Raw genomic sequence first — 19,546 nt, 5'->3', positions numbered from 1 at the left:
CAGGTATGGCGCTACGATGCCAAGTCCACGACGCAGGTCACCGTGTCCACCCATCGAAGGGGGCCGTAATGGGCAAGCTCGACGGACGGGTTGTCATCGTCACCGGGGCGGCGCGCGGGCAGGGCGAGCAGGAGGCACGGCTGTTCGCCGCGGAGGGCGCGGGCGTCGTCGTCGCCGATGTGCTCGACGACCAGGGCGAGGCCCTCGCCGAGGAGATAGGCGCGCTGTACGTCCACCTCGACGTGGGCCTGGAGGCCGACTGGCAGGCCGCCGTCGCCGCCGCGCGCGGGGCGTACGGCCACGTCGACGGGCTGGTCAACAACGCCGGCATCCTGCGCTTCAACTCCCTCGTCGACACCCCGCTCGACGAGTTCATGCAGGTCGTACGGGTCAACCAGGTCGGCTGCTTCCTCGGTGTCAAGACCGTCGCACCGGAGATGGCCGACGGCGGCACGATCGTCAACACGGCCTCGTACACCGCGGTGACCGGCATGGCGGCCGTAGGGACGTACTCCGCCACCAAGCACGCCATCCTCGGTCTCACCCGGGTCGCCGCCCTGGAACTGGCGCCCCGCGGCATCCGGGTCAACGCCATGTGCCCCGGCGCCATCGACACCGCGATGTCCAACCCGTCACTGCTGGACCCGGAGGCGGACGCCGAGGAGACGTCGAGGGCGCTCGACGGGCTCTACCGCAAGCTCGTGCCGCTCGGCCGGATCGGGAGGCCGGAGGAGGTGGCGCGGCTGGCGCTGTTCCTGACCTCGGAGGACTCGTCGTACATCACGGGGCAGCCGTTCGTGATCGATGGCGGCTGGCTTGCGGGTGTCAGCGTCATCTGACCATCCGTCAGCTATTGACCCGTCATGCCGGTGGTGCCACAGTCGTCAAAACTGACGGTACGTCAGAAATCTTCGTGACCGGGGACGGTGAACCTCCTTGGAATTCGGGCTCTTTGTACAGGGATACGTGGGCAAGCGCGCCGAGACCGACCCGCTCGCCGAGCACAAGGCGCTGATGGAGGAGACCGAGTACGTCATCCAGGCGGACAAGTCGGGCTTCAAGTATGCGTGGGCGTCCGAACACCACTTCCTGGAGGAGTACTCGCATCTGTCGGCCAACGACGTGTTCCTCGGCTACCTGGCGCACGCCACCGAGCGCATCCACCTCGGGTCCGGCATCTTCAATCCGCTGGCCCAGGTCAACCACCCCGTCAAGGTCGCCGAGAAGGTCGCCATGCTCGACCACCTCTCGCAGAACCGCTTCGAGTTCGGCTCGGGCCGCGGTGCCGGCTCGCACGAGATCCTCGGGTTCATACCGGGCGTGACCGATATGAACTACACCAAGGAGATCTGGGAAGAGACCATCGCCGAGTTCCCCAAGATGTGGCTCCAGGACGAGTACGCCGGCTTCCAGGGCAAGCACTGGTCGCTCCCGCCCCGCAAGGTGCTGCCCAAGCCGTACGGGAAGTCGCACCCGGCGATGTGGTACGCCGCCGGGTCGCCGCCGTCGTACGCGATGGCCGCGAAGAAGGGGCTCGGGGTGCTCGGGTTCAGCGTGCAGAAGGTCGCCGACATGGAGTGGGTGCTGGAGCAGTACAAGACGGCCGTCGTGAACGCGGAGCCGATCGGGGACTTCGTCAACGACAACGTGATGGTGACGACCACGGCGATCTGCGCGCCCACGCACGCGGAGGCGATCGAGACCGCGGTGCGAGGTGGGCTGCACTATCTGCCGTCGTTGGTGTTCCGGTACCACGACACGTTCCCTCGGCCTGAGGGGTTCCCGGTGTGGCCGGAGACGCTGCCCGAGTACACGCCGGAGTTCGTCGAGCTTCTCATCGAGGAGGAGCTGCTGATCTGCGGGGATCCGGACGAGGTGCTCACGCAGTGCAAGCGGTGGGAGCAGGCCGGGGCGGATCAGTTGTCCTTCGGGCTGCCTGTGGGGGTGCCGAAGGAGGAGACGCTGCGGACGATTCGGTTGATCGGGGAGCACGTGATTCCGAAGATCGATACGGATCCTGTGCATCGGACCACGCGGTTCCGGAGGGGCGTCTGATCGTCGGCGGCGGCCGCGGGCGGGTGGGGCTGGTCGCGCCCACGCGGCGGAGCCGCAGATCGACACAGCCCCGCGCCCCTTCAGGTAGGACATGTCCCCGTAAGTGAAAAGGGAGCCCCCATGCTTGATCACGTCATCAAGGGTGCGACCGTCGTCGACGGGACCGGTGCGCCTGCGTACACCGCCGACGTCGGCATTCGCGACGGCCGTATCGCCGTCATCGGCACCGTCACCGAAGAGGCCCGCAGCAGCGAGGACGCCGCCGGACTCGTCCTCGCCCCCGGGTTCGTCGACCCGCACACCCACTACGACGCCCAGCTGTTCTGGGATCCGTACGCGACTCCCTCCCTCAACCACGGCGTCACCACCGTGGCCGCCGGGAACTGCGGGTTCACCCTCGCGCCCCTCCACCCGGACCGGCCCGAGGACGCGGACTACACGCGGCGGATGATGTCCAAGGTCGAGGGGATGTCGTTGGTCGCGCTGGAGGAAGGGGCGCCCTGGAGTTGGAGTTCGTTCGGTGAGTATCTGGACGCGCTCGAAGGGCGGATCGCGGTCAACGCCGGGTTCATGGTGGGGCATTGCGCGCTGCGGCGGTACGTGATGGGGGCCGAGGCGGTCGGTGGGCAGCCGAGCGGTGAGCAGCTCGACGCGATGCTCAGGCTGCTGCACGACGCCATGGACGCCGGTGCCTGGGGGTTCTCCACCACTCAGTCGTCGAGCCACTCCGACGGGGACGGAAAGCCGGTGGCCTCCCGGCACGCGCGGCCGGAGGAGCTGCTGGCGCTGTCGCGGGCGGTCGGCGAGCACGAGGGGACGCAGATCGAGGCGATCGTCGCGGGGTGTCTGGACCAGTTCAGCGACGCCGAGATCGACCTGTTCGTGGAGATGAGCGCCGCCGCGGGACGGCCGCTGAACTGGAACGTCCTGACCATCGACTCCGCCGTCCCGGAGCGGGTGCCGCGCCAGCTGCTGGCCGGCGAGCGGGCCCGGAAGGCCGGCGGGCGCGTGGTGGCCCTCACCATGCCGATCCTCACCCCGATGAACATGTCGCTGGGCACCTTCTGCGCCCTGAACCTCATCCCCGGCTGGGGGGAGGTCCTCGCGCTGCCGGTGCCCGAGCGGATCGCCAAGCTGCGCGAACCCGACGTACAGACCGAGCTGCTCCGGCACGCCACTTCCAAGGAGGCCGGTGTCTTCCGCCGGCTGACGAACTTCGCGCGCTATGTCATCGGCGACACGTACAGCGAGGCGAACGCCGGGCTGACCGGCCGGATCGTGGAGGACATCGCCCGCGAGCGCGGCCAGGAACCCTTCCAGTGCCTGGTGGAGATCTGCGCCGCCGACGATCTGCGCACCGTCCTGTGGCCCATGCCCACCGACAACGACCCCGCCTCCTGGACCCTGCGCGCCGTGACCTGGCAGCACGAGGACGTCCTGCTCGGCGGGTCCGACGCCGGGGCGCATCTGGACCGGATGTGCGGGGCGCCGTACACGACGCGGTTCCTCGGGGACTGTCTGCGCGGTCGGAAGCTGGTGGGTCTGGAGCAGGCCGTGAAGATGCTGACCGACGATCCGGCGCGGCTGTTCGGGCTGCGGGAGCGGGGGAGGGTCGCGGAGGGCTTCCATGCCGATCTGGTGCTGTTCGACCCGGAGCGGATCGACGCCGGTACGGCCACCCTGGTGCACGACCTGCCGGGTGACAGCCCACGGCTGGACTCCAAGGCGATCGGCGTACGGGCCGTGTGGGTCAACGGGGTCGAGGCGATCCGGGACGACGCGGTGACCGGGGCCGTGCCCGGGCGGGTGCTGCGGTCCGGGCGGGACACCAGGACGGTGGCCACCAGGTGAGCCGCGAAGGGGCGGGGCGGCAGCGGCTGTTCGTCGGGGGCTCGTGGGTGGAGCCGGAGGGCGGGCACTACGGCGTCGTCGACCCGGCCTCCGAGGAGACCGTCGGGTGGGCTCCGGAGGCCTCGCGGGATCAGGTGCACGCGGCCTGCGCCGCGGCCCGCGAGGCCTTCGGGCCGTGGTCGCGTACGACGCCGGAGGAGCGGGCGGCCGTGCTGGCCCGTACGGCGCGGATCATCGGCGAGCGTTTGGCGGCGTACGCCGAACTCGCCCAGGCCGAGACCGGGGCGACGACCGGCACGGCGCGGGGCATGCAGGTCGGGGTGGGTGCCGCCCGTTTCCGGCGGTACGCGCGCGTGGAGCCCGCCGAGTGGGCCGTCCCGCCGCAGATCAACGAGGCCGGGCCGATGGGGAAGGCAGGCGTGATGGGCGCGCTGGCGGTCCGCCAGCCCGTCGGGGTCGTCACCTGCGTCACCTCGTACAACAACCCGTGGGCCAACCCGGCCGGCAAGATCGCCCCCGCGCTGGCCATGGGCAACACGGTCGTCGTGAAGCCGGCCCCGCAGGATCCCCTGTCCGTCTACCGGATGGCGGAGGCGCTGGAGGCCGCGGGCGTGCCGGCGGGTGTCGTGAACGTCGTCTCCGGCCGCGCGGTCGAGGTCGGCGAGGCGGCCGTCTCCTCGCCGGACGTCGACATGGTGAGCTTCACCGGGTCCACGGCGGTCGGACAGCGCATCGCCGAGGTGTGCGGACGGGACATGAGACGCCAGCTGATGGAGCTCGGCGGGAAGGGCGCGGCGGTCGTCTTCGACGACGCGGACGTCGGCTCGGCGGTGGCCGGGATCGGGACGACGTTCTCCTTCTACAGCGGGCAGATCTGCACAGCCCCCACGCGGGTGCTGGCCCAGCGGGGCGTGTACGACCGGCTCGTCGCGCAACTGGCCGCCTACGCCGGGCGGTTGACGGTCGGGGATCCGCGTGCGGCGGACACGGTCGTCGGGCCGGTGATCTCGGCGGAGCACCGGGACCGGGTGGAGTCGTACGTGGAGACGGGCCGCAAGGAAGGTGCCGTGGTGGTGGCAGGAGGCGAACGGCCGTCGTACGAAAAGGGGTTCTACGTCGCGCCCACCCTCCTCGCCGACTGCACCAACGACATGCGCGTCGCCCGGGAGGAGATCTTCGGGCCGGTCGTCTGCGTCATCCCCTTCGACGACGAGGAAGAGGGCATCGCCCTCGCCAACGACACCGACTACGGCCTGATCGACTACGTCTGGTCCGGCGACGTGGCCCGCGCCTTCCGGGTCGCGCGGCGGCTGCGAGCCGGCGGGGTCGGGATCAACACCGTCGGCCGCAACATGGAGGCACCGTTCGGAGGGTTCAAGAAGAGCGGGGTCGGCCGGGACGTCGGGTCGTACGCGCTGCACGCCTACAGCGAGGTCCAGGCGATCGTGTGGCCGGGGTGAACGGCGGGGGCCCGGATCCGGCTCACTGAGGACGGACGGCCCCGCTCACCCGTCCAGATCCACCCGCACCGTCAGCTGCCCCACCCCGACCACTCGGACCGCCGCGCTGTTGAGCCGGGGCAGGGCGCGCAGGCGGGCGCTGGTGTCGTCGTCCGGGAGCAGGTGTGCCGTGCCGGTGTGCCAGCGGCCGCGGAGGCGGACTCGGACCCGTGGATCCGCCTTGATGTTGCGGACGTACTGGGAGCGCTCGCCGAACTCGGAGACCAGCCAGAACGAGTCGCCGACCCGGCGTCCGCCGACCGGGGTGCGGCGGGGCAGGCCGGAGACGCGGCCCGTCGTCTCCAGCAGGGTGTGGGTCGGCAGACGGCGCATGACGGCGTTGAGGCGGCGCTGGAACGCGGTGACGACGCGGTACTTGGTCTCGGGACTGCGGGGCATGGTTTGCCGGGTCTCCTGTCTCGTGGCGGCGGTGATGCCCTTCAATGTCTCTCACGCGGGATCGAACGAACTGCGGAACCCCGAACGGTCCCCTCTGCGAGAGACGGTGCCCATGCGCGTGGTGACCTGGAACCTGTGGTGGCGTTTCGGCCCCTGGGCCGAACGGCAGAAGGCCGTCCTCGCCGTCCTGCGGGACCTGCGGCCCGATGTCGTCGGCCTCCAGGAGGTGTGGGCCGCGGGCGGCGAGAACCTCGCCGGGTGGCTGGCCGACGAGCTCGGCCTGCACTGGACCTGGGCGCCCTCGCCCGCCCCCGAGCGCTGGCAGCGACGGATCGGGGAGCCCGGGGTCGACATCGGCAACGCCGTGCTGAGCCGCTGGCCGGTCGTGGAGCGGGAGGTGCTGCGGCTGCCGGTCCCCGAGGACCTCGACGACGGCCGGCTCGCCCTCTACGCGCGCCTGGACGCGCCCGGTGGTCAAGTGCCCTTCTTCACCGCCCACTTGACGTCCGCGCCGCACGCCTCGGCGGTACGCTGCCGACAGGTCGCCGCCCTCGCCGCCTTCGTCGCCGACCACCGCGCCGGCACCGACTTCCCGCCCGTCGTCACCGGGGACTTCAACGCCTGGCCCGACTCGGACGAGATCCGCGTGTTCGGCGGCATCCGCACCGCGCCCGCCGTGCCCGGCCAGGTCTTCTTCGACGCGTGGGAGTACGCCGACCCGGCCGCCCCGTCCGCCACCTGGGACCACGCCAACCCGTACGTCCACCCGGGCCTCGGCCCCGCCGCCCGCATCGACTACATCCACGTCGGCGGCCCGGCCGGCCCCGACGGCAGCGGCACCGTACGAGCGGTACGGCGGGCCGGGGACGGCCCGGTCGACGGGGTGTGGCCCTCGGACCACGCGGCGGTGGTGGCGGACCTGCAGTCCCCGGGAGCCCAGGCCCGGTCGGCCTGACGCCCAGGCCTGACCGGGGCCCCGTACAGCACGCCCTGCGCCTGACCCGGTGTGAGACCTGATGCTCGATCTCGGGTGGCGTGGGGGTGAGGAAGTCGTGCCGGAAGACCTCACGAGCGTGATCGGCGGTCTGCGGCAGGCGCCCTGACTGGTCGACGGGCGACTGAGGTCTGAGTGAAGGTTGTGTATTTCCTTTGACAATTGAGGAGCGTTGGGTGAGGCTCCCTTTGCGTTGTGCACGTCAAGACTTTGTCAAAGGGCGTGGCGCTTTGTGGCAGACGGCCTGACCCGCCGTCCGGCCACACCCGATCGACGCGTGCCCGACCTCTTCGCGGCGGCACGCAAGATCGTTGAATGTTCATTCATGGGGGAGGTCTGTTTATGATGCGGCGCGGCATGCTCTGGCGGCCGACAGCGGTGACTCTTGCGGCGTTGGCCGCGGCGACGGTCCTGAACACCGGTGCGATGGCCGGCGTTTCGCAGGCGGCGCCCGGTGAGAGAACGGGCTCCCTGGTCGAGGATTTCGCTTACCCGGATCGGGACAAGCTGTTGGCCGAGAAAGGCCTGAAGCTCACCTCCGGTGACGGGAACATCATGCTGGCCGACTGCGCCTCAGGGGCGGGTGATCTGTTGCGGATCAACAGTCGTACCAGCGGCAACGTGTGTTTCGCGGTCTCCGGGCCGGTGGGCTACCTGGCTCTGGAGATCGACAGGGCCTACCTGGCGAAGTCCGACACCCGGGACGGCGTCACGGCGACGGTGCGCACGGAGGATCCCAGGACCGGCGAGAGCAAGGTCGAGGAGACCGGCCTTGAGCCCGGGACCTGGAAGGCGGTGGGGGAGGGGCTCGATCCCGCTCTCGCGTCCACGGTGCTGGAGCTCAGTGTCGGCGCGGACAAGCCCGCGGTGGTGACCGGCGACTCTGCCCGTCCGTGGCTGTCCCGTGTCGTCGTGGGCAAGCCCGGCCAGGCGCAGGGCCGGGGGTGCAGTGGCGCGCTGGTCGACAGGACCTGGGTGCTGACCGCGGCCAGCTGCTTCTCCGACGACCCGGCCGGTGCCGTGCAGGCGGGCGAGCCCCCGCGCGAGTCCACGGCCGTCTTCGCGGGCAAGGCACCGGTGAGGATCAACTACCTGGTGCCGCGTGATGACCGTGACGTGGTGCTGGCCCGACTGGCCGCTCCGCTCACCGACATCGCCCCCGCCACCCTCGCCGGACGGGCGGCCGCCGACGGAACGGCGCTGGTCGCCGCCGGATACGGCCGTACCGACAAGGCGTGGGTGCCCACCGGTCCTCACCACAGCGACGTCACCCAGAGCGCCACCGGCGCGACGAGCGTGACGCTGACCGGCGGCCGCATCTGCAAGGGCGATGCCGGCGGTCCGGTTCTCGACGCGAGTGGTCGCATCACGGCGGTGCAGAGCCTCGCCGACCACACCGGCTGCCTGGGACAGTCCGGGCAGGGCAACGGTGCCACCGCGGCCCGCACCGACAACATCGCCGCGTGGCTGGACAGCAGCACCTTCACCGGTAAGGCCGACTTCGGTCTGGACGAGGGTGCCGGGTCGCGGCGTGTGCTGGGGGGTGCGGCGCAGGAGTTCACGGCGGCGCTGGCCGGTGGTGCCGAGCCGGGTGCTGTGGGCAAGGCCGGTTCGGCGCTGAAGCTGAACGGGACGACGGCGTACGCGGCCACGGCCGGTCCGGTGGTGGACACGACGAAGTCGTTCTCGGTGTCGGCGTGGGTGAAGCTGGACGACAAGGACAGCAACCACACGTTCCTGTCGCAGGCGGGCAACCGGGCCAGCGGGTTCCAGCTGTACTACTCCAAGGCCTACGACAAGTGGGTGTTCAACCGGCATTCCAAGGACGCCGACGACGCGGCGACCATCCGGTCGCTGAGCACGAGCGCGGCGCAGGCCGGAGTGTGGACGCACCTCGCGGGGACGTACGACGCCTCAGCGCAGAAGATTCAGCTGTTCGTGAACGGCAAGGCGCAGACGGCGACCGAGTTCACCACCCCCTGGCGGGCCACTGGCGGCCTGCAGATCGGCAGGCTGCGCTGGCAGGGCGCCTGGGTGGAGAACACCGGCGGCCTCATCGACGACGTGCGGACGGTTCAGTCGGTCCTGACGCAGGCCGACGCGACGTCGATCTCCGGCGGCACGCTTCCCGCGCACCTGCAGGAGTTGGCCTCGTTCCCGCTGGACGAGGGCGCGGGTGCCACGCGGGTCAGCGGAGGCATGGGCGCCGGCCCGGTCGCGACGGTCGCCGGGGCCGGGGCTCAGCTCGGTGCCGCGGGCAAGGTCGGTTCCGCGTTGAAGCTGAACGGGACGACGGCGTACGCGGCCACGGCCGGACCAGCCGTGGACACGACCAAGTCGTACTCCGTGTCGGCGTGGGTCAAGCTCGACAACAAGGACAGGAACCACACATTCCTGTCGCAGGCGGGTAACCGGGCCAGCGGGTTCCAGCTGTACTACTCCAAGGCCTACGACAAGTGGGTGTTCAACCGGCACTCCAAGGACGCCGACGACACGGCGATCGTCCGGTCGATGAGTACGGACGTGGCGCAGACCGGGGTGTGGACGCATCTGGCCGGGGTGTACGACGCGTCGGCCAAGAAGATCCAGCTGTTCGTGAACGGCAAGCCCCAGGCGGCGGTCGACTTCACCACCCCGTGGCGTGCGTCGGGCGGCCTGCAGATCGGCCGACTGTACCACAAGGGCACCTCTCAGGAGCACCTGGCCGGGACGATCGACAACGTCCGTGTCTGGGACCGCGCCGTCGGAGTCGACGAGATCTTCAACGACGGCATCCAGGTCATGAACTGACGGTCGCTGAACCGTTTCCTTTCCTGGGCCCGGTACGGCAGGTCCTGTCGTACCGGGCCCCGGTTTCCTTCAGGCGCCGGAGACACGCTCTCCGCTCCCCTGATCGTTTGATGAGCAGGATCAGTGATGAGACTCAAGAGCAGCTTCGTGCTGCCGTTAACAGTGACAACAGCGTTGGCCACGGCCCTGCCGGCAACCGCTGCGACTGCCCGGCCCGTGGCATCGCCCCCGGCGCAGGCACACTCCGCCCGGTCGGCCGGTCCCGCCGAGACAGCGGCTTTCGGTCTGGACGAGGGTGCCGGGTCGCGGCGTGTGCTGGGGGGTGCGGCGCGGGAGTTCACGGCGGCGCTGGCCGGTGGTGCCGAGCCGGGTGCTGTGGGCAAGGTCGGTTCGGCGCTGAAGCTGAACGGGACGACGGCGTACGCGGCCACGGCCGGTCCGGTGGTGGACACGACGAAGTCGTTCTCGGTGTCGGCGTGGGTGAAGCTGGACGACAAGGACAGCAACCACACGTTCCTGTCGCAGGCGGGTAATCGGGCCAGCGGGTTCCAGCTGTACTACTCCAAGTCCTTCGACAAGTGGGTGTTCAACCGGCACGCCACGGACAGCGATGACACGGATATCGTCCGCGCGCTGAGCAAGGATGCCGCGCAGCCGGGGGTTTGGACCCATCTGATCGGCTCCTATGACGCGGGCAAGCAGACGCTGTCGCTGTTCGTGAACGGCCGGCTCCAGCAGTCGGTGCCGGTCACCGCCGCCTGGCGGGCCACTGGCGGTCTGCAGATCGGCAGGCTGCGCTGGCAGGGCGCATGGAAGGAGAACGCGGCCGGCCTCATCGATGACGTGCGGACGGTTCAGTCGGTCCTGACGCAGGCCGACGCGACATCCATGTACGGCGGCGAATTGCCGGAGCGACTACAGGAGTTGGCGTCGTTCCCGCTGGACGAGGGCCCCGGTGCCACACGGGTCAGTGGGGGCATGGGCGCCGGTCCGGTGGCGACGTTGGCCGGGGGCGGGGCCGAGCTCGGTGTCGCGGGCAGAACCGGCACCGGGTTGAGGCTGAACGGGTCGTCTGCGTACGCGGCCACGGCGGGTGCGGTGGTGGACACGACGAAGTCGTTCTCGGTGTCGGCGTGGGTGAAGCTCGACAGCAAGGACAGGAATCACACGTTCCTGTCGCAGGCGGGTAATCGGGCCAGCGGGTTCCAGCTGTACTACTCCAAGTCCTCCGACAAGTGGGTGTTCAACCGGCACTCCAAAGACGCCGACGACACGGCGATCGTCCGGTCGATGAGTACGGACGTGGCGCAGACCGGGGTGTGGACGCATCTGGCCGGGGTGTACGACGCAACGGCCAAGAAGATCCAGCTGTTCGTGAACGGCAAGCCCCAGGCGGCGGTCGACTTCACCACCCCGTGGCGCGCGTCGGGCGGACTGCAGATCGGCCGGGTGTTCTACCAGGGCACCTTCCAGGAGCACTTCGCCGGAACCGTCGACGCCGTACGCGTCTGGGACAGGCCCGTCGTGATCGGCTGCTCCCGTACGTACGCGATCGGGCACCGGGGCGCACCCGAGATCGCCCCGGAGAACACGATCGCCTCCCTGGAGGCGGCCGTCGATCGCGGTGCGGACTGGGTCGAGACCGATGTGCAGTTCACCAAGGACGGCCATCCGGTCCTCATGCACGACGACACCGTGGACCGGACGACTGACGGCACGGGACGCGTCGACCAACTCACCGCCGAGGAGATATCCAGGCTCACGGTGACGGGCGGTGGAAGCGTCCCCACGCTGGAACAGGCGCTGTCCTCCCTCAAGCCCAGGTCCGCCCGGCTGCTGCTGGAGATCAAGGGGCCACAGACCTCCGCGGCCGTCGACCACGCCCTCCGGCTGGTCTCCGAGGCCGGGATGACCGATCGGACGCTGCTCCAGTCCTTCGACGAGGACGTGGTGCGGGACGCGGCGGCCTCACCGTACGGGACCAAGGTCGCCTTGCTCCGGTCGCAACTCGACGCCAACCCCGTGGCCACGGCCCGCGCGTTCTCGCTCGGCACCTATGCCGTGAAGCTCAACGGTCTCGCGGCCCGGCCCGCGGTGGTGGACCAGCTCAGGGCGGCCGACGTCGACGTGTTCGTGTGGACGATCAACAGCACGAGTGAATGGAAGACCGCGGCCTCCTGGGGAGTCGACGGCGTCATCACCGACCGGCCGGACGGATTCCGGGAGTGGCGGCAATCCCACTGCGTCGAGAAGTAGTTCTCGGCGACGTTCCGCTCCCTTCTCGGCCCGGCGTACGGCCCCTGGGGGGCCGGAGTTTGTCAGCCGACTCATGTGACCAAGGAGAGGAAGGCTTTGAAAAGCAGGTTGAGAGGTGCGTCGGGACGGCGCGGCGTCGTGGCCATGCTGATGTCCCTGGCACTGGCCGTGGGCATGGACCTGAGTCCTGCCGCGGCCGACGAGATGCAGGTGTACGAGAGATCGGACGTCCTGGCGGCATGGGAATACGGCGGTCCCGGGGTGCGCCGGGCGGCCGAGGCCGCTCTGGTGGGTTCGGACGACGACGTCCGTACCTTCCTGTCCCAGGATCTTCCGGTTCTGGAGGAGCAGGACCTGCGGGTGCAGGTCGCCCAGATCATGGCCATCGGCGGTCCGGGTGTGCGTGCGGCGGCCAACGAGGCGCTGGACGGCGGGGTCGAGGAACTCCAGGCATTCCTGAACGAGGCCTTCATCCAGCCCTATGACGACGATCTGCGTGTCGAGGTGGCGCAGATCATGGCCGCCGGCGGCCCGGGTGTGAAGGCCGCGGCCAACAAGGCGCTGGACGGTTCGGCCGACGACTGGCGCGCGTTCATCGACCGGGGTCAGGACACGGCGCGCGAAGCGGACAACCAGGTCCAGACCTCGCAGCTGATGACTGCGGGCGGCCCGAATGTGAAGAAGCTCGCACAGCAGGCTCTGAACGGTTCCGCCGAGGACGTCCAGGAGTTCCTGGACCATGGGTGGCAGGTCGCGGCCGCGCGGGACCAGGAGGCGCTCAGCGTCTCCCAGTTGGCCAAACTGGCGGACCAGGCACAGAAGCAGGCCACGAAGCTGACCGAGGAGGCCAAGGAGGAAGCCGCCAAGGCGGAGAAGGCGACAAAGCGGGCCAAGGAAGCGGCACAGGTCGCGGCGAAGGAGGCCCAGGAGGCCAAGAATTCGGCCGGCAAGGCCGCGGCGGCAGCGTCGCGGGCGGCGGCTGCGGCTGACCGGGCGGCTCAGGCGGCGCGTACGGCGATGTCCGCCGCGGCGGCGGCCAACAAGGCCGCCAGGGCGGCCGCGACGGCCGCGACCCAGGCGGCCTACGCGGCCAGCCGGGCCGGCGGCGCGGCGTCCTCGGCCAGGCACGCCGCCGCGGCGGCGGCCACTGACGCCAGCCGGGCGCAGCAGGCCCGGCAGGCGGCGGTGAAGGCCAACGATGCGGCGGACGGGGCACGGAAGGCGGCTGACGCGGCCGAGCAGGCCGGGATCGCGGCCGAGGCCGCGGGGCAGGCGGCCGGAGCCGCGGCCAGCGCGGGGGTCAACGCGGCTGCTGCCGCGACGGCTGCCGCCGAGGCCGGACGCTGGGCGGGTGAAGCAGGCTCCAAGTCCACCGAGGCGCAGGCGGCGGCGACCAGGGCCAACCGGCTCGCCGGCCAGGCCACGCGTGCCGCCAACGCATCCCAGGCCAACGCCAAGCAGGCGGCCACGGCCGCCCGGCAGTCGCGCAAGGCCGCCAATGACGCCGCGGACCATGCCGAGGCCGCCGCCATCGCGGCGAACAAGGCCGCCGACGAGGCGGGCAAGGCGGTGGACGCCGCAAAGGAGTCCACGGCTGCGGCGAACGCGGCCACCGAGGCCGCCAACAACGCACAGAAGGCAGCCAACCAGGCCAAGACCGTCGCGGAACTCGCCCGCAAGGCCGACGCCGAACGCCTGGCCCAGCAGCAGGACGAGAACGTCCTGGCTGCCGAGGAGGCCAAGAGGGCCTATGACCGCCGGGTCACTGTCGCCGAGTGGGAGGCCGGGCGGATCCAGCAGCTCAACGCCGCGACGCAGAAGCTGCGGGAAGAAGCCACCACGGCCACCGACCCGAAGGTCGTGGCAGCCAAGGGCCGGGAACTCGCGGTCAACCTGCTCACCACGGGCGGGGCCTGGACCCGTGTCGCCGCCGAGACAACCCTTGAGGGCACGGACGCGGACGTGACCGAGTTCGTGCGCGACGGTCTGACGGTGGCCATGGAGCAGGACGACCGCGCCAGTGCGGGGCACATCGCCACCACCACCGACAAGCAGGCGCAGCAGCAGGCCGCCGTGGCCGTACTGGACAAACCGATCGACCAGGTGAGGGAGTTCCTGCGCACCCGGGCCTACCCGGGCAAGGAGCACGACGACCGTGTCGCTGTGGCCCAGATCATGGCGAAGGGCGGGCCGGGCGTGAAGGCCGCCGCCAACAAGGCCCTGGACGGTACCGCCTCCGACGTGCACCAGTTCCTGGAAGTCGGCCAGTACAAGGCCCGCGAGGAGGACGACCGCGTCGCGGTCTCCCAGGCCATGGCAGCCGGTGGACCCGAGGTCAAGGCAGCGGCGCAGGCCGCGCTGTCGGGACCGCCGTCGCACCAGCGGGCGTTCCTGCAGACCGGTCTGTACAAGGCACAGCAGCGCGACGCCAACGCCGCCGCCCACATCGCCGAGATCGACATCCTCCTGGCGGCGGCCGACCGGTCGGCCGCACTCGCCCACAAGGACGCCGCCGAGGCCCAGCGGGTGGCCGCCCAGGCTCGAAAGGACGCCGCCGAAGCCGTCAAGTGGGCCGACAAGGCCCAGAAGTCCGCCGACGAGGCCGCCGACTACGCCGAGCAGGCGGACAGGTCCGCCGATCAGGCGGCCAAGTCGGCAGAACGTGCCGCCGAGTCCGCCAAGAAGGCCCAGAGCGCGGCCGCTTCCGCACGAGCGGACGCGCGAGCGGCCAACCGCTCCGCGGAGCAGGCCGTGAGGTCCGCCGGCCTGGCCTCGAGCTATGCCTCCCAGGCCAATACCGCGGCGTACCAGGCAGCCGAATCCGCCGCCGCCGCGGGCAAGGACGCCAAGGCGGCAGCCAAGGCCGCGACCCAGGCCATGAAGACCGCGGCCGACAAACTGGTCGCGGAGCTGAAGGCCCAGATCCAGAAGGAGCTGGGTGAGGACGACAAACCCCTCTCCGAGAAGGAGTGGCAGAAGCTCATCACGAAACGGCTGTACGAGGCCGAAAAGAACATCGTGACGAGCGGGGACCTGCGGCCGGGCGAGACGATTCTCATCTGCGCCAGCGGCGGTCCCGGGGTGATAGGCGGGTGCACCGAAAGTACTTACCTTGAACGTCTGGTCGCCTGGTACACCGGTGCGTTCGAAATCGAGGAATGCCTCCAGAAAGTCAAGGCGAAGTGTCTTGACGACCTCGTACTCAGTGCCCTCAAGATCAAGGCGCTGAAGGGGCTGAAGTCATGTGAGAAGGCCACGGTCTCCGTGTCGGGCGCACGCGCTCCGATGTCCGACCAGCGCGCGAGGTCGGCGGCGGCCACCGTCCGGGCGGCCGCCGCCAAGTGCCCCAACGGCCGCCTGTCGGACAAATTGCCGCAGGGACTGAGCAAGAAGTACGTGCATGCCTACGAGGAGATCAGGGCGGGGAGGGGATCGCCGAGGATCGACGACGAAACCGGAATGCAGAAGGTTTTCAGGGGAGATGCGGTCCATGAGAAGCCTTGGGCCGGTGCTCTGGAATTCAACGTGCCGGGCGCCGATCCCAACAACGCTCGCATCCTGGTGAAGACCCTTCCTGACGGTAGGAAGGTCATGGGATGGTCGAAGGACCACTACAAGACGATCAAGCCATTTACTGCGCCGCATTTCCCCGATGACGGCTGGCGGTAGTCGAGCAATGCGGCGGTAGCGGAGGAGGGCGCCGAGTCCAGGATGCGCCTCAGGCTGACCGAAGGTGACCTGAGGCGCATCCCGAGCAGTGCCTTGGCCAGGTCTGGGCGGGCGCGACGGGCCGGCTGTGTCGAGGTCGCGGAGCGTCGGTAGAATCAGTGTCCTCATAAGGAAGTGTGATGCGAACATCAGGTCGAGGCGGCGAGGGCCAGAAGTACGCTCTGACCTCGGACGAGGACGAGACCGACTTCTGGGGCTTTGCTCGCGAGGCCGAGGGGTTCTTCACGCCGCTGCCGGGGGAAGAGGACGGGGCACGTCGAGTGCTCCTCACGGGCTGCTCTCCACAGGGCGGTCTGCTGAAGAGCCTCGACCACGTCGGCACTCGTCGTGCCGAGGCGGGGAACGCCTCGTTCGACATCCTTGACGCCGACGGTGCCACCATGGGGTCTTATTTCGTCAACTGGGTGACCGTTGTCGACGTCCAGCCCTCCGCCTGCGGAGCAGACCTCGTGGATCTCACGGTGACGTTGTGGTGTGACGACGCTCTGCGGGGAGCAGGCGATGTGTGGGACCTGATCCGGGAGGGTCGCCTGGATCGCACCGGGATGTGGCACGAACTCGACGCCGAGGGCAGGCGGGCGTGGCTGTCGGTCGCGTTGTGGTCCCGGGAGTATCGACGCCGGGGGAAAGCCGACGCTCCCTCCGGCCAGGTGTTCACGCTGGACGGGCGGCACGTGGTCGACATGGACGGCTTCTACTGCGCGCTCGGTGAAGCCATCAACGGGCCGGGCGGCTACTTCGGTTGGAACCTCTCTGCTGTGGACGACTGCCTGAGCGGCGGCTGGGGCGCATCGCCTCCGTTCACCCTGCAGATGGAGAACTCGGTCGAGGCCAGAGCACGGTTGGTGGAGCACAGTCCCACCGATGAGGGCGAGGCGACCGAGTTCGACCGGCTGCTGGAGATCTTCGAGGAGCGGGGCGTCCACGTAGCCCTGCGGTGACTGGTGGATGTCCTCAATCCTCGAGATCCACCCGCACCGTCGGCAAGTCCGTCCCCACCAGCCGCACCACCGCGCTGTTGGAACGGGGCAGCGTGCGCAGGCGGGCCACGGGGTCGTCGGCGGGGAGGACGTGGGCCGTTCCCTCGTGCCACCGGCCCCCGATCCGCACCCGCACGCGCGGGTCCGCGCGGATGTTGCGGACGTACTGAGTTCTGGGGGCCCATGTGCCCGTCCGCGGTACTAGCGTCCCAGAAAGATCGGGTTCGTGAACGCCGCCAACGCCCCCGGCAGCGGTCCCACCGCAGCCTCGTGCCGCAGCTCCGCCCGCACGTAGGCCGCGTAGGAGGGCGTCGTACGCCACTCCACGACCCCCGAACCGGCCACCGGCAGCGGTGGGCTGGTGAACAGGACGCCCTGGTCGGTCACGAAGCGGACCGTGCAGCGGGGGGCGCCCGAGGCCTCCAGGCGGACCGTCACCGGGCTGTTCCGGTCGACCTTCAGCCGTTCACCGATGCCGGCGTGCTCGCCCCTCGCGCCGGACACGCCGAAGGCCAGCGACACGTTCTTCGACTCGGCCACGTACGACCGCCCCGCCCGGATGCCCTCCTGGATCGCCTCGCGCGTCAGGTCGTCCGCCAGGACCACCGTCTGCGGGCTGCCGACCGGGTCGGGGTCGCGGTGGGCGTCGCTGTTGCCCATGGCCGGGATCCAGTCACGGCCCTCCCGCACCGAGGCCACCAGCATGCTGTCCCAGTCGGCCAGGCTCACCTCGTCGTCCGGCGTGTACGGCCCGTTCCACACCTCGACCGCGTCCGCCTCGCCGAAGCCGAACTTCCAGTTGCAGCCGACGCAGGTGGCGTGCGGGTGGGCGGGTACGACGAGGCCGCCGGCCTTGCGGATCTGCCGGGCGAACCGGCCGAAGCGGTTGTCCCGGGCCCGGTAGCGCCAGTCCACGAAGGTGCCGGGTTCGGTGCCGAGTGCCACCACGTGGCCGTTGCGGGTCGTGACCTCCTCGCCCAGCATGATCAGCAGGTCGTCGCCGGCCAGGTCCGCCCAGTGCGCGTGCGCCGAGTGGGTGTTGTGCTCCGAGCTGTTGATGAAGTCCAGCCCCGCCGCCCGCGCCAGCGCCGCGATCTCGGCCGGCGTACGGCGGCCGTCGGAGAACCAGGAGTGCAGATGGCAGTCGCCCCGGTACCAGGCCCGGCCCCGGCCCTTCGCCCGGTCCGGCGGGTACGTGGGCTCGACGACCTCGCCGGGCTCGCCGTACGTCAGCGTGACGGTGACCTCGTACGGCAGCCCCTGCGGCGCCACCGTGTAGGGGCCCAGCGCGATGTGCCACGTGCCCTCGCGCACCGGGCCCGGCACGTACCCCGGCGTCGCCTCGTCAGCCCGGATGAAGAACTCCGTGCGCGCCCCGCCCGACCAGCCCCGGAAACCACGGCCGCCGAGCTCGGTGCCGCGCCAGTCGAAGATGCCGATGTCGAGGGCGTTGCCGGGGGTGCCGGCCGGGACGGACGGCTTCTCATAGGTGTAGGAGACCTTGATCTCCCGTACCCCGGCCGGTACTTCGACCGGCAGGTACACGAAGTCGGGGGACCCGGGCGGCAGGGTGCCCCGCACCGTGCGGGTCTCCGCGTCCTGGGTGTCGTCGGCGCCTGAAGCGAAGGTCACGCTTCCCAACGTAAGCGCGGTGGCCGCGCCCGTCACGAACAGCGCGCGTCTTCCCAGGCCGGCGTGGCCGCCCGGGTGACCCGTGTGGCCCGCGTGATTGTCCTCGCACATGCTGCTGCTCCCCAGGTCGTCGTGAGTGACAGGGCGTGGGTGGTGCAGTGGTGGTGCGTGCAACTCTCGTATTCAGCCGTGAACTCCCGTACAAGGGAAGGGAATCGGCAGACAATCGGGAGCCGGCCGACAGAGGTGAATCCGTTCCGGGCGACAGAGGCGAATCCGTTCCGGGCGACAGAGGTGGAATCTGTTCCGACCGGTCGGTATGGACATCTGGGCGGTCGCGCGGTACAGATGCAGTCATGCGCATCTCCGTCACGATCTTCCTCACCGACGAGACCATCACCCCGATCCGGCTCGCCCGTGAGCTGGAGCAGCGCGGGTTCGCCGGGCTGTACCTGCCCGAGCACACCCACATCCCCGTCGAGCGGACCACCCCGTACCCGGCCGGCGGCGAGCTGCCGCCCGAGTACGGCCGCACCCTCGACCCATTCGTCACCCTCGGCCAGGCCGCCGCCGTCACCGAACGGCTCGGCCTCGGCACCGGCATCACCCTGGTCGCCCAGCACGACCCGATCGACCTGGCCAAGCAGATCGCCACCCTGGACCACCTCTCCGGCGGCCGGTTCACCCTCGGCCTCGGCTTCGGCTGGAACGTGGAGGAGGCCGCCGACCACGGCGTGGACTGGCGGACCCGGCGCGAGCTGGTCCGCGACCGAATGGCCCTGATGCGGGCGCTGTGGACGGACGAACCCACGGCGTACGAAGGTGAGTTCGGCGGCGTCCGGGCCAGCTACGCCTTCCCCAAGCCGGTGCAGAAGCCGCGCGCCCCGAAGGTCAACGGCCCCCGCACGCTCATCGGCGGGGCGGCCGGTCCCAAGCTGTTCACGCACATCAGCGAGTACGCGGACGGCTGGATGCCGATCGGCGGCCGCGGATTGTCCGAAACCTTGCCTGTGCTCAGGTCCGCCTGGGCGGACGCCGGGCGCGATCCGAACGCTCTCCAGGTGGTGCCGTACGCGGTGTATCCCAGTGCGGGGAAGCTCGCGCACTATGCCGAGCTGGGCATCGAGGAGGTTGTGGTGCAGCTGCCTCCGGCAGGGGAGGCGGACGTGCTGCGAGTACTGGACGACTACGCCGAGTACTTGTAGACCAGGGGCAGTCAGCCAACCCGTTCGGGGGCGCGGGGCCGTATCGACGTGCGGCTCCGCCGTGTGGGCGCGACCAGCCACAACGGCACCCGTACCCGGCAACGCACCATAGGTCCCACGGCCATCCCCGACCCCCGCTGAACCGGCAGAGCCCGA

General features: G+C 70.2%; 12 protein-coding genes and 1 pseudogene. 10 read left to right on the top strand and 3 right to left on the bottom strand.

Features of this window, described 5'->3' with window-relative positions:
* The first annotated feature begins 68 nt into the window (after nucleotides 1-68).
* From ACZ4UU_RS06155 to ACZ4UU_RS06140, 4 genes are all read left to right on the top strand, one after another.
* Nucleotides 69-839 carry an SDR family NAD(P)-dependent oxidoreductase gene (locus tag ACZ4UU_RS06155; RefSeq protein ID WP_468036904.1) on the top strand — a complete coding sequence of 257 codons (771 nt, stop codon included), beginning with the start codon at nucleotides 69-71 and terminating at the stop codon, nucleotides 837-839.
* 97 nt (nucleotides 840-936) lie between these two features.
* Nucleotides 937-2,055, top strand: coding sequence for an LLM class flavin-dependent oxidoreductase (locus tag ACZ4UU_RS06150; RefSeq protein ID WP_468036902.1), 1,119 nt, complete (start codon nucleotides 937-939; stop codon nucleotides 2,053-2,055).
* 120 nt (nucleotides 2,056-2,175) lie between these two features.
* Nucleotides 2,176-3,906, top strand: coding sequence for an N-acyl-D-amino-acid deacylase family protein (locus ACZ4UU_RS06145; protein ID WP_468036900.1), 1,731 nt, complete (start codon nucleotides 2,176-2,178; stop codon nucleotides 3,904-3,906).
* On the top strand, nucleotides 3,903-5,366 hold the full coding sequence (locus tag ACZ4UU_RS06140) for an aldehyde dehydrogenase family protein (protein WP_468036898.1): 1,464 nt from the start codon (nucleotides 3,903-3,905) through the stop codon (nucleotides 5,364-5,366). The genes ACZ4UU_RS06145 and ACZ4UU_RS06140 overlap by 4 nt, the downstream gene beginning before the upstream one ends.
* Nucleotides 5,367-5,411: 45 nt before the next feature.
* On the opposite strand, the gene ACZ4UU_RS06135 is transcribed toward ACZ4UU_RS06140, so the two are convergent.
* Entirely contained in the window at nucleotides 5,412-5,804 is a 393-nt protein-coding gene (locus ACZ4UU_RS06135) for a nitroreductase/quinone reductase family protein (RefSeq protein ID WP_468036896.1), read from the bottom strand.
* 112 nt (nucleotides 5,805-5,916) lie between these two features.
* Here ACZ4UU_RS06135 and ACZ4UU_RS06130 point away from each other — a divergent pair, with 112 nt between their 5' ends.
* The 5 genes from ACZ4UU_RS06130 (at nucleotide 5,917) to ACZ4UU_RS06110 (ending at nucleotide 16,514) form a co-directional block, all read left to right on the top strand.
* Nucleotides 5,917-6,759 (top strand): endonuclease/exonuclease/phosphatase family protein, encoded by an 843-nt coding sequence (locus ACZ4UU_RS06130; RefSeq protein ID WP_468036894.1) that lies wholly within the window; start codon nucleotides 5,917-5,919, stop codon nucleotides 6,757-6,759.
* A 396-nt stretch (nucleotides 6,760-7,155) separates the two neighbouring features.
* Nucleotides 7,156-9,588: a LamG-like jellyroll fold domain-containing protein gene (locus ACZ4UU_RS06125; protein WP_468036892.1), complete on the top strand. Its 2,433-nt coding sequence runs from the start codon at nucleotides 7,156-7,158 to the stop codon at nucleotides 9,586-9,588.
* Nucleotides 9,589-9,804: 216 nt separating this feature from the next.
* Entirely contained in the window at nucleotides 9,805-11,844 is a 2,040-nt protein-coding gene (locus ACZ4UU_RS06120) for a LamG-like jellyroll fold domain-containing protein (RefSeq protein WP_468036890.1), read from the top strand.
* Between the two features lie 144 nt (nucleotides 11,845-11,988).
* Entirely contained in the window at nucleotides 11,989-15,513 is a 3,525-nt protein-coding gene (locus ACZ4UU_RS06115; RefSeq protein WP_468037871.1) for an ALF repeat-containing protein, read from the top strand.
* Nucleotides 15,514-15,692: 179 nt separating this feature from the next.
* Entirely contained in the window at nucleotides 15,693-16,514 is an 822-nt protein-coding gene (locus tag ACZ4UU_RS06110) for a barstar family protein (RefSeq protein WP_468036888.1), read from the top strand.
* 13 nt (nucleotides 16,515-16,527) lie between these two features.
* Here the strand turns inward: ACZ4UU_RS06110 and ACZ4UU_RS06105 are convergent.
* Both ACZ4UU_RS06105 and ACZ4UU_RS06100 read right to left on the bottom strand, forming a co-directional pair.
* Nucleotides 16,528-16,728: pseudogene (locus tag ACZ4UU_RS06105) on the bottom strand (nitroreductase/quinone reductase family protein); the annotation flags it as partial.
* Nucleotides 16,729-16,754: 26 nt separating this feature from the next.
* Nucleotides 16,755-18,296, bottom strand: a complete 1,542-nt coding sequence (locus ACZ4UU_RS06100) for a CehA/McbA family metallohydrolase (RefSeq protein WP_468036886.1) — start codon at nucleotides 18,294-18,296, stop codon at nucleotides 16,755-16,757.
* A gap of 245 nt (nucleotides 18,297-18,541) precedes the next feature.
* On the opposite strand from ACZ4UU_RS06100, the gene ACZ4UU_RS06095 reads away from it, so the two are divergent.
* The gene (locus ACZ4UU_RS06095; RefSeq protein ID WP_468036884.1) at nucleotides 18,542-19,390 is read left to right on the top strand and encodes an LLM class F420-dependent oxidoreductase; all 849 of its coding nucleotides are present in this window, start codon (nucleotides 18,542-18,544) and stop codon (nucleotides 19,388-19,390) included.
* The last annotated feature ends 156 nt before the right edge of the window (nucleotides 19,391-19,546 follow it).

This window comes from Streptomyces sp. NPDC028907 (assembly GCF_055564995.1).
This window is presented reverse-complemented; position numbering and strand designations above follow the sequence as displayed.